The following is a 15,289-nucleotide window of genomic DNA, read 5'->3' on the forward strand; positions in this document are numbered from 1 at the left end:
GGCACACTCCGGGAGGAACTTCCGACCGTGACCCAGGGAGCCCGATGACCGCCGTGGTGGACAAGATCACCGTCGATTGCACCGATCCGTGGCAGCTGGCGCAGTTCTGGACCGCCGTCACCGGCCGCCCGGTCGACGACGAGGACCAGCCGGGCGATCCGGAGGTCGGCATCGCACTGGAATCCGGTGTGATGATGCTGTTCATCGCCGTACCCGAACCGAAGGCAGGCAAAAACCGGCTGCACGTCTGCCTGCGGCCGGACGTGCCGCGCGACGAAGAGGTGCAGCGGCTGCTTTCCCTCGGCGCAACCCTGTACGCCGACCACCGCCGTCCCGACGGCACCGGCTGGGCCGTCCTGCAGGACCCGGAAGGCAACGAATTCTGCGTCGAACGCAGTGCCGCCGAAAAGAACGCCGCCGAAAAGAGCACCGTCGAGGCAGGCGCAGCGGAGCAGGCATGACCGACTCGTTCACCGTCAACCGGGCCAACTGGGACGACCGTGCGCCGGTGCACGCGCGGTCCGAGTACTACGCCTTCGACCGGTTCCGCGCCGATCCGCAGTACCTGAGCGACGTCGTGCGGTTCGATCTGCCACGGCTCGGTTCCGTCGCCGGGCTTCGCGGGGTGCACCTGCAATGCCATATCGGCACCGACACGCTCTCCCTGTCGCGGCTCGGTGCCCGGATGTCCGGGCTGGACCTCTCCCCGGTGTCGCTCGATCTGGCCCGCACACTCGCGGACCGCACCGGCGCGGAAATCGACTACCACGAGGCGAACGTCTACGACGCGGTCGAGGTGTTCGGCGAAGGCGGCTTCGATCTCGTCTACACCGGTGTCGGTGCGTTGTGCTGGCTGCCGCGGATCGGGGAATGGGCGTCGGTGGTGGCCCGGCTGCTGCGTCCCGGCGGACGGCTGTTCCTGCGGGAAGACCATCCGATGTTGTCGAGTCTCGACGACGAATCCACCCCGGCGTGGCCGAAATACGACTACTTCGAGCACACCGAACCACTGGTGTTCAGCGACGACACCACCTACGTCGCGACCGACGAGCCACTGCACAGCACCACCACGCACAACTGGAACCGCGGGCTCGGCGAGATCGTCACGGCGTTGCTGGAGCAGGGCATGACGCTCACCGGGCTGACCGAGCACGACACGGTGCCATGGAACGCGCTGCCGCACGAGATGGAACCGGTCGAGGGCGGTGAATGGCGGTTGCGCGACAACCCGCGCCGACTCGCGGCGAGCTACACCCTGCAGGCGGTGCGGGCTTCCTGAGGTCTTCTAAAGTGCTGCCATGACTCGTGCCCGTATCGCCGTCGCCGCACTGGGCGGCACCATCTCGATGGCCCCCGGACGTCGCATCGAGGACGGCGTGGTGCCGCGGCTGACGGCCGAGGACCTGCTCGGAGACCTCGGCGCCGACCTGCCGATGGACGTGACCGCGGGCACGCTCGCCGGGCTTTCCAGCGCGTCCATGGACTATGCGACGCTGGCTCGGACCCGGCAGTGGGGTATCGAGCAGATCGAGTCCGGCGCCGCCGGGCTGGTGGTCGTGCAGGGCACCGACACGCTCGAGGAGACCGCGTACTTCTTCGAGCTGACCTGGCCGTTCGACGAGCCGGTGGTGGTCACCGGCGCGATGCGGAACCCGAGCCTGCCCAGCCCGGACGGCCCGGCCAACCTGCTCGCCGCGCTCACCGTCGCGGCCGAGCCACGCAGCCGCGGCCGGGGCGCGCTGGTCGCGTTCGACGACGACGTGCACGCGGCACGCTGGGTGCGCAAAGCACATTCCAGCCATCTGGAAGCGTTTTCCTCCGCCCCGGCGGGTCCGCTCGGCATGGTCGCCGAACGCACGGTGCACTACTTCCACCCCTCGCCGCCGCGGCCGCAGGCACTGCCTGCCGGCGAGGTCCAAGGGCTGGTGCCGTTGCTGGAAACCGGCCTCGCCGACTCGGGTGAGCTGCTGTCCCTGGTACTCGACGGCGGTGCGCGCGGCGTCGTGCTGGCGGCCACCGGCGTCGGCCACGTCTCCACCGGCACCGCGGACGTGCTGGAGGCAGCCGAAGTGCCGATCGTGGTCGCCACGCGCACCGGCGCCGGGCCGACCTTCCGCGGTACCTACGGGTTCCACGGCTCCGAATCGAGCCTGATCCGGATGGGCGTCACCATGGCAGGCTGGCTGTGCCCGCGGAAATCGCGGGTGCTGCTGCAACTCCTGCTGGCCGCCGGAACCTCCCGCGACGAGATCGAACGCCAGTTCCGCCTCCGCGGCGACCTCGACCGCGCCGAGTGCTGACACGCTCAGCCGAAGTAGCGCCCCTCCTGCACCCGGACCCCAGGCGCCCAACCGAAGTAGCGCCCCTCCTCGGTCCGGACCGAGGACACTCAGCCGAAGTAGCGCCCATACTCCACCCGGATCGCAGGCGCTCAGTCGAAGTAGTGGCCCTCCTCGAGATCCGCGATCAGCCCGGTGCCCCTCGGCTGCCACCCCACCAGGTCACGGGTGATCGTCGCGGAGGCCGGACCGTCGATGCCCCAGAAACCGCCGAGCCAGCCGACGTACTCCTTCGCCTGCTCCGCGGTGACCGACACCGCGGGCACTCCGAGCCGTTCGGCGAACACCTCGGCCACCTCCCGAATCGGGACGCCCTCATCACCGACCGCGTGCAGCACCGAGCCGGCGGGCGCGGATTCGAGCGCCAGCCGGAACAGGTGCGCGGCGTCGTCGCGGTGGACGGCCGGCCAGCGGTTGGTGCCGTCGCCGACGTAAGCCGCGGCACCCTTCTCCTTGGCGAAGCCGATCGCGACCGGCATGAAACCGTTGTCTCCCTTGCCGTGGGTAGCCGGCGGAAGCCGCACCACCGACGAACGGACGCCCTGCTCGGCCAGCGCGAGGGCGTAGTGGGCGTTGCCGATCCGCCCGCCACCGCCGCTGATCGGACCGGCGCCGCCGGCCGATTCCCCTGCCAGGCCGTCGCGTTCGGTGGCCACGACACCGGGTTCGAGGCCGAGCACGCCGAGGATGCCGGACGCAATCACCAGTGGCTTGCCGCTGCCTGCCAGCTCCTCGCCGAACGCCTCGATGACCACGCGATCGGCCTTGCCGGCACCGGCGTAGTCGCCGGAAAACGCGATGTCGTGCTTGAACGCCAGGTGGACGACGCCGTCCGCAGACGCGGCGGCGGCGCGTACGACGTCGAGATCGTCGAGCGAACCCCGGCGAACCTCGGCACCCGCCTGCTGCAAGGCACCCGCGGCGGAATCGGAACGGGCGAGCCCGACGACGTGATGCCCCGCGGACAGCAGGTCGGGGACCAGCCCGCGACCGACCCAGCCCGACGCACCGGTGACGAAAACACGCATGACCAACCTCCGGATGAGCTATTCTTTACACAGTCGTACCAGAAATAGCCAGCCCGGACAAACCCTGAGGAGGCAACGATGGCCGGACGTCCGGTGGACCACGATCGGCGTGCCGAACTGCTCGAGGAAGTGGTCGACTACACCGTCGAGCACGGGTTCTCCGACCTGACCTGGCGCCCGGTCGCGGCCGCACTCGGTGTTTCGACCAACACGCTGGTGCACCGCTTCGGCAGCAAGGAGCAGCTGCTCGTGGCCATCCTCGGCCGGCTGCGGGAACGGATTCTCGAGGCCACCGGCGAACTGCTCGGCGAACAACACGACCTGGCGACCGCCGCACGCGTCGCGTGGACCCGGACCTCCGCGCCGGAGCGAGCGCCGGAATTCAAGCTCTTCTTCGCGGTCTACGGACGTGCTCTGCAAGCGCCGGGCCAGTTCGCCGGCTTCCTGGACCGGGTAGTGGCGGACTGGATGGCCAGACTGTGCGAGGCACAAGGGCCGGACACCGATCCGGCGACGGCACACCGGCGGGCCACCCTGGTGATCGCGACGATCCGGGGGTTGCTGCTCGACCTCCTCGCCACCGGTGACCGCGACCGGGTGCAGGACGCCGCGGAGAGTTTCCTGGCGGCACTGGAGTCCCCGCCGGGCTGACCATCGGCCGGCCCCGGCGCCTGCTGCCGCCGAAGGGAAAGGGCCCACCACAAGGAGGAACGCGTCTTGTCATCACCGGCACCGCCGCTGCCGAACGAGGCCGGTTCCGCTACGTCTTCGCGCCTGCCGTCTCCACCGCGAAGCAGATGGCGGAAATCCAGCCGACGACCTGGACGCCACGGAACTCCCGTTGTCCGAATCCATCCAGGACCCCGTCACGAAATTCCGCACCGAACCGGGCGACGACGCGCTGAGCATCCTCGCCGACCGCGGCGGCGAAGGCTTCCGCGACCGGAACTGGTCACGATGACCGCCGGGCTGCGCATCGCAGGCGACGACACGACGGCGAACCTGATCACCCACGCGACTCGGGCCCTTCTCGACGAGCCCACCCAGTTCGCTCTGCTCCGCGACGATCCGGCGGCCGCCACCAACGCCGGGCAGGAGGTCGTTCGCCTGTTCGGCGTCGGCGCGGGACTGCTGCGCGTGACCGTCACCGGCACGGAAATCGCCGGGATTCCGATCGCCAAGGGGACTACGTCGTGGTGGCTGCGAACCACGACCCGGCGCAGTTCCCCGATCCCGGCAACCTGGCCACCCGCCGGCACCTCGGCTTCGGCCCGCACCAGTGCGTCGGAGAGCAGCTGGCCCGCCCGGAACCGAACGCGGTACTCGGCACGCTGCCGCCGCGCAGCCCTTCCCGGCGGCTGGCGATGGCGTTCGACGAGATCGAGTTCAACTCCGGAACGCCCATCCTCGGACCGGCACGGCTGCCGGTCACCGGGGACGAGATCCGCTGATCACCCGATCCGGCGCGGCCCGCGCACCGGATCCGGAAGGTAGGACCGCATCTGCCGCCCCTCGCGGTAGACGTGCACGCTGATCGCCGGGTCCGGTCCCTCGTTGCGGACTTCGTGCACGTACCCGGGACCGAACACCCGGGACTGCCCTGCGGACAAGGCGTGCACCTCGGTCACCGCACGGCCACCCGGGGCCTGGCGGGCGACGGTCTCGGTCAGCCGCCCCGAAACCACCGTGAACGCACCGGTCGCCAACGCGTGGTCGTGCAGGTCGGTGTGCTGACCGGGCAGCCAGCTCAGCAGCCAGATCTCCTGACCGTCGGCGGCTTCGACGAGTGCGGAGAACCGCTCGTCGGGGTCGTAGCGCAGCAGGCGGCCCCAGCGTTCCCGGTCCGCGGCCACCTCGACGGCGACACGCACCGGATGGCGCAGGGCGGGGTTTTCAGGACGCAGCAGGGTGTTGTCCGGAACGGCGAACATGACGGGAAAATCCTTAGCAACGAGGTGTCGAACTGGCCGGGGCTGAGATTCACCGACAACAGCGACACGACGCACACATGACCGGGCCCAGGGTAGGCGACCCCGGCCACACAGTCTTTGCACACGTCAGCATGCCGCACAGCGAACCAGCCCGGCCCGGTCCGGGCAACCCGTCCCAGCCCGTGGACCGCTCAGCTCCACTCGTGCTTCTGCGACCGTCCCAGCAGCTGCGCGCCTGCCTGCCGCGGGTCGACGCCCTCGTGGCACACCCGGTGCATCGCGTCGGTGATCGGCATGTCGACCCCGAGTCCTTCGGCCAGCGCCCGGATCGACGAGCACGACGCGACCCCCTCCGCGACCTGCCCGCCCGCGGCGGCCTGCGCCTCGGCGAGCGTTTCGCCGCGGCCGAGCCGCTCCCCGAACGTGCGGTTGCGCGACAACGGCGAGGAGCACGTCGCGACCAGGTCGCCGAGTCCGGCGAGACCGGCGAAGGTGAGCGGATCGGCGCCGAGTTTCGTGCCGAGCCGGGCCATCTCCGCGAGCCCGCGCGTGATGAGCGTCGCCATGGTGTTCGCGCCGAGCCCCATCCCGGCAGCCATGCCGCAGCTGAGCGCGATCACGTTCTTGCACGCGCCGCCCAGCTCGCAGCCCACCACGTCGGTGTTGGTGTAGGGCCGGAAGTACTGGTTCGACGTGGCCCGCTGCACTGCCTTGGCCCGCTCGTGGTCGGCGCACGCGAGCACCGCCGCGGCAGGCTGCCCGTCCGCGATCTCGCGGGCGAGGTTCGGCCCGGACACGACCACGATCTCACCCGCGTCCACTTCGGCCAGTTCGGCGATGACCTCGCTCATCCGCTTGAGCGTGCCCAGTTCCACGCCCTTGGCGAGGCTGACCAGTATCGCCTCCGGCGGCAGCAGCGGCCGCCAGCCGCTGAGGTTTCCGCGCAGGCTCTGGCTCGGCACGCCGAGCACCACCGCCTCCGCACCGTCCAGCGCGGCCGCCGCGTCCGACGTCGCGGTGAGCCGCTCCGGCAGCGGCGTGCCCGGCAGGTACGACTCGTTGCGGTGCCGTTCGCGGATCTCCTCGGCAACGCTCTCGCGGCGTGCCCACAGCGTGACGTCGCGGCCCGCGTCGCCGAGTACCTTCGCGAACGCCGTGCCCCACGAGCCCGCGCCGAGCACGGTGACCCGCTGCACGTCAGGCATCGTCCGCCGGCTTCTTCGCGGGCGGCTCCTCGTGCCGGATCTCGGCCAGCTGCTGGGTGATCCGGTCCATCATCACCTGGGTGACCTCGCGCAGCAGGGATGCGCTGCGCGGATTCCCGCCGCGGTAGGCGGAGAGATCGATCGGGTCGCCGACCAGATGCGTCACGGTCTTGCGCGGGAACGGCGTGAACTTCTTCGTGTAACCGTTGAAAATCCGGTTGGTGCCCCAGCGCGAGATCGGGATCACCGGCACGTCGTTCTGCAGTGCGAGCCGCGCGGCGCCGGTGTAGGCGTCCTTCGGCCAGCCCGCCGGGTCACGGGTGATGGTGCCCTCGGGGTAGATCACGATCACCTTGCCCTCGGACAACGCCTGGTGCGCGGCCTTGAGGCTGTCGCCTGCCGCGCTCGACCCGCGCGCCACCGGGATCTGGCCCGAGCCGGTGACGATCCGGCCGAACACCGGCACGTCCTTCAGGCTGGCCTTCAGGAAGAACCGCGGCACCCGCTTCTGCCGGTGCACGAACACCGCGTCGACCACCGGGTCCAGGTGCGAGATGTGGTTCATCACCAGCACCGCCGGCCCCTGCCTCGGCACCTTCTCCGCACCGAGGTACACCCGCTTGCCGATCGCGGTCAACGGGTAGAACACCGTGGCGGCCAGGCCCACCCAGAAGCCGCCCTTCTCACGCCGCGCCAAGTCTCCTCCTTCAACGCTGTGCTCGCCTGATCCTGCCGCGCGCCGCTTCGCGCAGTCCAGGGAGGGTGTGCTCACCACCTGACGGCAGCGTTTCGGGTAAAGATGGACGGGTGGACGTGGACCTGGTCGTGCCCTTGAAACACCCGCGCGAGGGCAAGTCGCGGCTGCGTGGCGCGGTCGCCGCGGACCAGCACGCCGAACTGGTACTGGCACTCGCCTACGACACGCTGGCCGCGGTCACCTCGGTGGCCGGCGTACGGCGGGTGCTGGTGGTGGCCGCGGAGCCGGGTGCGTTGTCGCTTTTGGCCGGTCTCGGCGTGGAACTGGTCACCGAGCCGGCCGCCGGCGGGCTCAACCAGGCGTTGCGGCACGGCGCAGCGGTACTGCGTGCGGACACGCCGGAGCATGTGGTCGGCGCACTGCAGGCCGACCTCCCGGCGTTGCGCGCGGGCGATCTGGCGCACGCGCTGTCCGCGGCGGACGGCCGTCGCGCGGTGGTCGCGGACCGGCAGGGCACCGGCACCACACTGCTGCTGTCCGCGCCGGGCGCCCCGCTCGATCCCCGGTTCGGCCCCGGTTCGGCCCGGCTGCACGTCGAGTCCGGAGCCGTCCCGCTGACCGGGGAACTGCCGTCGCTGCGCAGCGACGTGGACACCGCCGACGATCTTCGGCACGCCGCTGCGCTGGGCCTCGGCAAGCGCACCGCGGCGCTGTTCCCGGCCGAGGGTGAGCCGGTCCGCTGAGCTGTTCACTCGACCTTCACCGCGGTCTGCGCAAACGGTCGCTTTGTAGTGAACAATGGGCAGCGTGAGCACAGCAGACGGCAACACCCCGGCCGAGTCCGGCCAGCCCGCCCGGCGACGAAGGACCAGCGCGGCGAAGTCCGGTGCTGGCCAGTCACCGGCCCGCCGCACCGGCTCCACCGGGAAGACCACCGAGAGTGGCACGCCGAAGAAGCCGTCGAGCACCGGCGCGGCAAAGAAACGGGCGCCAGGGGAAACCGGCAAAGCGGCTCGCACCACCGCACCCCGCAACGCAACCACGGCACCGGCGAGCGCGCTGCGCACCGCCGCCCCGGCGAAGTCGACCGAACAACTGCCGGGCGGCACCCGCTCCACCGCCCCGGCCAAGGCAACCGGCACGGGGAAGTCCCGTGGCCCGGCCAAGGCCGAGCCACGGGACTCGGCCAAAGCCGCTCCGTCCGGCTCGGCGAAGTCCGGCAGGGCCGCTTCGGCGAAGTCCGGTAAAGCCGCCGCCGTGAAGGACGCGGCGAAGTCCGGTAAGACCGACTCCGGTTCGGCGAAAGCCGGTGGCCCGGCCCAAGCCGCACCGTCCGGCGCGGTGAAGTCGGTCGCTTCGCTCGCCGCGGCCGGAGCCGCGCGCCGTGGCCCGGACGACGAGTTCCGCGCGATTCCGTCCGCGCCGCCGGCGGTCACCAAGGCACCCACTGCCGTCGAGACGCTGCCCGACGACCGCTATTTCAACCGGGAGCTGTCCTGGCTCGACTTCAACGCGCGGGTGCTCGCGCTGGGCGAGGACGAATCGCAGCCGCTGCTCGAACGAGCGAAGTTCCTCGCCATCTTCGCGTCCAATTTGGACGAGTTCTACATGGTGCGGGTGGCCGGGCTGAAGCGGCGCGACGACACCGGGCTGTCCGTGCGCAGCGCGGACGGGCTCACCCCGCGCGAACAGCTGGACTACATCGCCAAGCGCAACCAGGATCTCGTCGAACGGCACACCGCCGCGTTCGAGGAGCACCTGCGCCCGCAGCTGGCCGAGAAGGACATCCGGATCGTCGGCTGGGCCGATCTCGGCGGAGCGCAGCAGCTGCGGCTGTCCACCTACTTCACCGAACAGATCTTCCCGGTGCTCACCCCGCTGGCCGTGGATCCGGCGCACCCGTTCCCCTACATCTCCGGGCTTTCGCTGAACCTCGCGGTCACGGTGCGGGATCCGCAGGGCGGCACGGAACGCTTCGCGCGGGTGAAGGTGCCGAGCAACGTGCCACGGATGATGCGCGTGGAGACCGAACGCACCAGCCGCACAGCGACGTTCCTGCCGCTGGAGGAACTCATCGCGGCCCACCTCGGCGAGCTGTTCACCGGCATGGAGGTCACCGAGCACCACGTGTTCCGAGTCACCCGCAATGCCGATTTCGAGGTCGAGGAAGACCGCGACGAGGACCTCCTGCAGGCGCTGGAACGGGAACTCGCCCAGCGCCGGTTCGGCCCGCCGGTGCGGCTCGAGGTGGCGCAGGACATGAGCGAGCACATGCTCGAACTTCTGTTGCGCGAGCTGGAGGTGGACCCGGCCGACGTGGTCGAGGTGCCCGGCCTGCTCGACCTGACCTGCCTGCACCAGCTGTCCGCGGTGGACCGCAAGGAGCTGAAGGACCAGCCGTTCGTACCCGCCACGCATCCGGCGTTCGGCGAACGCGAGACACCCAAGAGCGTGTTCGCGACGCTGCGCGAAGGCGATGTGCTGGTGCACCACCCGTACGACTCGTTCTCCACGAGCGTGCAGCGGTTCATCGAACAGGCCGCGGCCGATTCGAAAGTGCTGGCGATCAAGCAGACGCTGTACCGCACCTCCGGTGATTCGCCGATCGTCGACGCGCTGATCGACGCCGCGGAGGCAGGCAAGCAGGTCGTGGCGCTGGTCGAGATCAAGGCCCGCTTCGACGAACAGGCCAACATCACCTGGGCCCGCACGCTGGAGCGCGCAGGCGTGCACGTGGTCTACGGGCTCGTCGGGCTCAAAACGCACTGCAAGGTCTCGATGGTGGTCCGCCAGGAGGGCTCGACCATCCGCCGCTACTGCCACATCGGCACCGGCAACTACAACCCGAAGACCGCACGGCTGTACGAGGACCTCGGGTTGCTCACCGCCGACCCGAGCATCGGCGCGGACGTCACCGACCTGTTCAACGTGCTGACCGGCTACTCGCGGCAGGACACCTACCGCACGATCCTCACCGCACCGCACGGGATCCGCCGCGGCCTCGTGCGCGCGATCGGCGAGGAGATCGAGCTGGCCCGCGCCGGACAGCAGGCAGGCATCCGGATCAAGTGCAACTCGCTCGTCGACGAGCAGGTGATCGACGCGCTGTACCACGCGTCGCAGGCCGGGGTTCCGGTCGAGGTCGTGGTGCGCGGGATCTGCGCACTGAAGCCGGGTGTGGAAGGGCTGAGCGAGAACATCCGGGTCCGCTCGATCCTCGGCCGGTTCCTGGAACACTCGCGGGTCTTCCACTTCCGCGCCGGCGGCACGCACTGGATCGGCAGCGCGGACATCATGCACCGCAACCTGGACCGGCGGATCGAAGCGCTGGTGCGGGTCAAGGATCCGAAGCTCACCACCCAGCTGGACGCCGTGCTCGACTCGGCACTCGATCCGGCGACGCGGTGCTGGGTGCTGACCGAGACCGGGGAGTGGCAGCCGTTCCCGACCGCCGGTTCGCAGGTGCGTGACCACCAGACCGAACTCGCGAAGCTGCACGGGGCCGCCGGATGAGCGTGGACGTCCGGGCCGCGGGCGCGGTCCTCTGGCGCCCCGACGGCGACGGGGTCGAAATCGCACTGGTGCACCGGCCCCGGTACGACGACTGGTCACTGCCGAAGGGAAAGGTCGACCCCGGCGAGACACTGGCGGCCACCGCAGTGCGGGAGATCGCCGAGGAGACCGGCTTTCGCGCAGTGCTGGGCCGCCACGTCGCACAAACGGAGTACCAGGTACCCGCCAACGGCAACGGGAAACTGCTCAAGAAGACCGTCGACTACTTCAGCGGTGCGGCGGTGTCCGGCGCGTTCCGGGCCAATGAAGAGGTGGACGAGCTGCGCTGGCTGGGTCTTGCCGAAGCCGAGCGGTTGCTCACCCGTGACACGGACGTCCACGTGCTGCGGGAGTTCCGCGCGCTGCCGCCGAAGCTCACCACCGTACTGCTCGTCCGCCACGCGAAAGCAGGTAAGCGCGACGACTGGACCGGCGACGACGACCTGCGCCCGCTGTCGGAAGCCGGCCAGCGACAGGCGGAAGCACTGCGGGACCTGTTGCCGCTTTTCGCCCCGGACCGGGTGTTCTCCGCCCCACGGCTGCGGTGCGTGCAGACGGTCGGCGCAGTGGCCGACGCACTGGGCATCGAAGTCCGGCACGAGCCGCTGCTGTCGGAAGAGGGCTACTGGCCCGACCCGACCCGGGGAATCGCCCGCCTGCTGACCATCGCGGCCGCCGGGGGCACGCCGGTGATCAGCAGCCAGGGCGGCGTGATCCCGGATCTGGTGAGCGCACTGGCCGACCGCGACGACGTACCCCTGCCCTCCTCCCGCGGCGGCGTGGTCCCCAGCAAGAAGGGTTCGCTGTGGGTACTGTCGTTCAGCCACCCGGACCCGGCCACCGGCCCGACCCTGGCAAGCGCGGACTACTACCCGAGCCCCCTGCCCCTGCCAGTACCGGCCCGCTCCTGACCCCCGCCCCCGCCACGCAGACGGGGCGGGGGTCGGGGGTGGGGCTGCCGTCTCCGGATCGTTCTGCCTTCGGAGCTTCCTATCTCGGGCGCGCCCTGCTCCGGCGACCTCCTACTTCGGGCGCGCCCTGCTCCGGCGACCTCCTACTTCGGGCGCGTCCTGCTCCGGCGACCTCCTACTTCGGGGGCGTTCTGCTTCGGGCCTTCTTCCCCCGGGCCTCCTTCCCCCGGGCCTCCTTCCCCCGGGGCGCCTTCCCCCGGGGCGCCTTCCCCTCCGGGGCTCCTTCCCTTGGGGACGCTCTGCTCCGAGGGCTTCCTGCTTCGGCGACGTTCTGCTTCAGGCCTTCTTCCCCTGGGCTTCCGCTTCGGAGGCTTCGCTCTCCCTCCGGGTTCGACGTTCGCAGCCCTCTGCGGACTCTCCCGTAGAGCCCCACGACCTCCGTTGCCCTCTCCCCTCGCGCCCCACTGCCTCCGCCGCTCTCTCCCCTCGCGCCCTACGACCTCCGCGGCCCTCTCCCCTCTCGGCCCCACTGCCTTCGCGGCCCTCTCCCCTCGCGCCCCAGGACCTCCACCGCCCTCTCCCCTCACGCCCCTCTACCTCCGCCGCTCTCCCCTCATGACCCACTACCTCCCCGGCTTCTACCCTCGGTGCCTTCTACCTCTGCGGCTTTCCGTCTTCGCCGCTTTCTGCCTTCGGTACCGCTCGACTTGCGACCTGCCCGTCTTCACGGCCGCTCTCCCCGCGCCTTCTCCGCCGCCTGCTTTTCACTGTCGTCCGACTCACTCTCGCGCACCTTCACTGCTGCCGGCCTTCGCGTCTGCCCCTGGTGCGCGGCCCGGTCTCGGTGGCCTGGTAGCGATTCCAGGCCGCCCCCGCCTTTCCAGCAGCTCGGGGAAGGTTGTCCAGCCGTAGCCGCCTCCTCGTTGCCGAGCACCGGTCCACCGCCGGACCTGTCGTTGCCCAACCAGCCTCGCCGCCGCCCTGATTCACTCCACCCACTCTCGCCACCCGACCCACAACACTCCCTCGACCTTCACTGTCTCCCCACTTCACTCCGCCCACCTTCGCCGCCGGACCACATCACTCCTCCCGCCCTCGCCACCGGTCCACCTCACTCCACTGGCTCTCGCTGCTTCCCCCGACCTTCACGCCTCCCCGCTTCGCTTCGCCCGTCCTTGTTGTCGCCCGCCCTCGTTGTGGCTCGGCTTCGCTGCTGTCCCTTTGCGGTAACCGTTCTTCCCTGATATGCCCTTCGCGGCCGCGGCTCTCCGCGGATGCGTCCAGGTGCAGGTGTTGCTCTTCGCGAGTGCTTCCCTTACGGCTTGCCGCTCTGTCGGCTCTCCCCTTCGCGGTAGCGCGCTACTGGTGCTTGCCTTCGCGACAAGTGCCGCTTCACGGGTGCTTACGTTCGCGGTAGCCGACATTCCCGGACCGTCGCGGCAGCGTCTCCTCCAAGGCCCCTTCGCGGGCACCGCGCTCCCCGAAGTCCCCTTCGCGATTGCCGCTCTTCCCGCACGTTCCCGCTGCAGTTACCGCTCCCGGGGCCGCTTCGCGGTCACCACTGCCCCCGTCTCCTCCGCAGTCGCGGCTCTGCGCGAGGGCCTGCTCGGGCTTGTCGCTATTCCGTTCGCCCCGCTCGATTACTGCTCACCGGGGTCCCCGCCGCGGTTAGCGCTCTACGCGTTTACCCCTCGCATTGCGCCTTTCGCGGTTACCGCTCGTCCGGTTGTGCTGCTTCCCCGGGTGCGGTGCAAGGAGGGTGAATACCTCCGTAGGCCGACCTATCGGATTCGCCGGGATCCGCCCTTTCCGCAGTGGCTTCCGGGCTATCCACGGCGGACTTCGGCGCTCACCCGGGGCACCGTCCCATTAGCGGCCGAAGCGCTCGAATGGGCATTTTCCGCTCGTGCGGCAAGCCTCGGACACCGCCGCCGCACCTGCTCGCCAATGGCCGTTCCGACCGCCTCAGTACGTCTCTGCGCGGCACGACCGTCCCACCGGGGACCTTGGGTGGCAATGCCATTCCAGTAGCCCGTACGTACTTCTGCGGCGCGGGAAATCCGCCCGATCGGCGGATCAAGGCGAGGGGCATGAATGCGGCAGGGCCCCGACCCTGGGTGGGTCGGGGCCCTGCCGTGAAGGAGTGCCGGAGAAGGGCTACTTCTTCTTCGCCGCCGAGGTGCGCTTGGCGGCCGTGGTCTTCTTCGCGGTCGCGGTGGTCTTCTTGGCGGCAGGCTTCGCGGCCGCCTTGGTGGACCGGGCCGTGGTGGCCTTGGCCGCAGTCGCCTTGGTGGCGCGCGAGGTCGTGGCCTTCGCCGCGGTCGCCTTGGTCGCGCGCGTGGTGGCCTTGGCCGGAGCCTTGGCCGCGGTGGCGCGGGTACGGGTCGTGGCGGCGCGCGTCGCCGCCGGCCGGGACGCCGTCGCCCGCGTGGTGCTCGCCGCACGGGCGGTGGTGCCGGTGGCGCGCTTCACGGCCGTCGCCTTCGGCAGCTTCTTCGTGCCGGAGATGACGTCCTTGAACGTGGTCCCGGCACGGAACGCAGGCACGTTGGTCTTCTTGACCCGCACCGACTCACCGGTGCGCGGGTTGCGTGCCGTACGGGCGGCGCGGGCACGCTTCTCGAACACCCCGAAGCCGGTGATGTTCACCTTCTCGCCCTTGTTGACCGTCCGGATGATGATGTCGACGAGACCGTCGACCGCCTGCGAAGCAACCTTTTTGTCGCCCAGACGCTCCGACAGCGCCTCGATCAGCTGGGCCTTGTTGGCCATTCCAGTCCTCCAAGAAGAACTCTTCGTCCACGGCCACGTCGGCCGACTAACGCACACGGTATTACCAACGCAGCACAAATTCCAAACGGCACGCGGAAATTTCCCTTGCCTCGGGAGCGGTTCCGCCTCCCGAGGGACCCGGGAGGTGCCGTTTGGTGCAGGCGGAGAGCCTGGCCGCCGGGACCCGGATTCCCTTTCCGAGCAGGGAATCCGTGCCCCGGCGCCGGGTCAGGAGGCCGGTTCGGGCAGCGTCACCGGCTTCCAGGACGGGCGGGCGGACTCGAACGCGTCGATTTCATCCCCGTGGCGCAACGTCAGTGCGATGTCGTCGAGTCCCTCGAGCAGCCGCCAGCGGACGTAGTCGTCGATCTGGAAGGTCGCGGTGAAGTCCTTGGCCCGTACCGTCTTGGCCTCCAGGTCCACGGTGACCTCGGTGCCCGGCTCGTTCTCCAGCAGCTTCCAGAGCAGTTCGACGTCCGACTGCTCGCACTGCGCGGCCACCAGGCCGCCCTTGCCGGAGTTGCCGCGGAAGATGTCCGCGAAGCGGGCCGAGATCACGACCCGGAAGCCGTAGTCCAGCAACGCCCACACGGCGTGCTCACGCGAGGATCCGGTACCGAAGTCCGGTCCGGCGACGAGCACCGAGCCCCGGTCGAACGGCTCGGAGTTGAGGATGAAGTCTTCCTGGGCGCGCCAGGAGGCGAACAGGCCGTCCTCGAAGCCGGTCCGGCTCACGCGCTTGAGGTAGACGGCGGGGATGATCTGGTCAGTGTCCACGTTGGACCTGCGCAGCGGCACCCCGATGCCGGTGTGCTGGGTGAACGGTTCCATGGTGGGAGCTCCTCTCGGGGTTC

14 protein-coding genes are annotated in these 15,289 nt (G+C 70.1%); 8 read left to right on the plus strand and 6 right to left on the minus strand.

The window, feature by feature from the left end; translation table 11 throughout:
- Positions 1–44 precede the first annotated feature (44 nt).
- From ABD793_RS34270 to ABD793_RS34280, 3 genes are read left to right on the plus strand one after another with little or no spacing between them, the layout of a single operon-like run.
- Positions 45–461, plus strand: coding sequence for a VOC family protein (locus ABD793_RS34270; protein ID WP_344867445.1), 417 nt, complete (start codon positions 45–47; stop codon positions 459–461).
- The gene (locus ABD793_RS34275; RefSeq protein ID WP_344867446.1) at positions 458–1,279 is read left to right on the plus strand and encodes a class I SAM-dependent methyltransferase; all 822 of its coding nucleotides are present in this window, start codon (positions 458–460) and stop codon (positions 1,277–1,279) included. The genes ABD793_RS34270 and ABD793_RS34275 overlap by 4 nt, the downstream gene beginning before the upstream one ends.
- A gap of 19 nt (positions 1,280–1,298) precedes the next feature.
- Entirely contained in the window at positions 1,299–2,300 is a 1,002-nt protein-coding gene (locus ABD793_RS34280; protein WP_344867448.1) for an asparaginase, read from the plus strand.
- A 131-nt stretch (positions 2,301–2,431) separates the two neighbouring features.
- Here the strand turns inward: ABD793_RS34280 and ABD793_RS34285 are convergent, their stop codons facing one another.
- A complete protein-coding gene (locus tag ABD793_RS34285; RefSeq protein ID WP_344867449.1) occupies positions 2,432–3,367 on the minus strand; it encodes an SDR family oxidoreductase in 936 nt (311 codons plus the stop codon).
- A 78-nt stretch (positions 3,368–3,445) separates the two neighbouring features.
- On the opposite strand from ABD793_RS34285, the gene ABD793_RS34290 reads away from it, so the two are divergent.
- Positions 3,446–4,018, plus strand: coding sequence for a TetR/AcrR family transcriptional regulator (locus tag ABD793_RS34290; RefSeq protein WP_344867450.1), 573 nt, complete (start codon positions 3,446–3,448; stop codon positions 4,016–4,018).
- 542 nt (positions 4,019–4,560) lie between these two features.
- The gene (locus tag ABD793_RS34295; protein WP_344867451.1) at positions 4,561–4,818 is read left to right on the plus strand and encodes a cytochrome P450 family protein; all 258 of its coding nucleotides are present in this window, start codon (positions 4,561–4,563) and stop codon (positions 4,816–4,818) included.
- Here the strand turns inward: ABD793_RS34295 and ABD793_RS34300 are convergent, their stop codons facing one another.
- From ABD793_RS34300 to ABD793_RS34310, 3 genes are all read right to left on the minus strand, one after another.
- Entirely contained in the window at positions 4,819–5,298 is a 480-nt protein-coding gene (locus ABD793_RS34300) for a cysteine dioxygenase (RefSeq protein ID WP_344867452.1), read from the minus strand.
- 191 nt (positions 5,299–5,489) lie between these two features.
- A complete protein-coding gene (locus ABD793_RS34305; RefSeq protein ID WP_344867453.1) occupies positions 5,490–6,503 on the minus strand; it encodes an NAD(P)H-dependent glycerol-3-phosphate dehydrogenase in 1,014 nt (337 codons plus the stop codon).
- A complete protein-coding gene (locus ABD793_RS34310) occupies positions 6,496–7,200 on the minus strand; it encodes a lysophospholipid acyltransferase family protein (RefSeq protein ID WP_344867454.1) in 705 nt (234 codons plus the stop codon). Before ABD793_RS34310 ends, ABD793_RS34305 begins: the two co-directional genes overlap by 8 nt.
- Positions 7,201–7,310: 110 nt before the next feature.
- Between ABD793_RS34310 and cofC the strand changes: the two genes are divergently transcribed.
- The 3 genes from cofC to ABD793_RS34325 all read left to right on the plus strand — a co-directional run bounded on the left by cofC (position 7,311) and on the right by ABD793_RS34325 (position 11,663).
- A complete protein-coding gene (cofC, locus tag ABD793_RS34315; RefSeq protein WP_344867455.1) occupies positions 7,311–7,943 on the plus strand; it encodes a 2-phospho-L-lactate guanylyltransferase in 633 nt (210 codons plus the stop codon).
- A gap of 598 nt (positions 7,944–8,541) precedes the next feature.
- Positions 8,542–10,713: an RNA degradosome polyphosphate kinase gene (locus ABD793_RS34320; RefSeq protein WP_425548820.1), complete on the plus strand. Its 2,172-nt coding sequence runs from the start codon at positions 8,542–8,544 to the stop codon at positions 10,711–10,713.
- Entirely contained in the window at positions 10,710–11,663 is a 954-nt protein-coding gene (locus tag ABD793_RS34325; RefSeq protein ID WP_344867457.1) for an NUDIX hydrolase, read from the plus strand. The genes ABD793_RS34320 and ABD793_RS34325 overlap by 4 nt, the downstream gene beginning before the upstream one ends.
- A gap of 2,157 nt (positions 11,664–13,820) precedes the next feature.
- Here the strand turns inward: ABD793_RS34325 and ABD793_RS34330 are convergent.
- Positions 13,821–14,435, minus strand: a complete 615-nt coding sequence (locus tag ABD793_RS34330; protein WP_344867458.1) for an HU family DNA-binding protein — start codon at positions 14,433–14,435, stop codon at positions 13,821–13,823.
- 228 nt (positions 14,436–14,663) lie between these two features.
- Positions 14,664–15,266 (minus strand): 3-isopropylmalate dehydratase small subunit, encoded by a 603-nt coding sequence (gene leuD, locus ABD793_RS34335; RefSeq protein WP_344867459.1) that lies wholly within the window; start codon positions 15,264–15,266, stop codon positions 14,664–14,666.
- Between the last annotated feature and the right edge of the window lie 23 nt (positions 15,267–15,289).

This window comes from Amycolatopsis ultiminotia, from assembly GCF_039536925.1.
Classification (GTDB): Bacteria; Actinomycetota; Actinomycetes; order Mycobacteriales; family Pseudonocardiaceae; genus Amycolatopsis; species Amycolatopsis ultiminotia.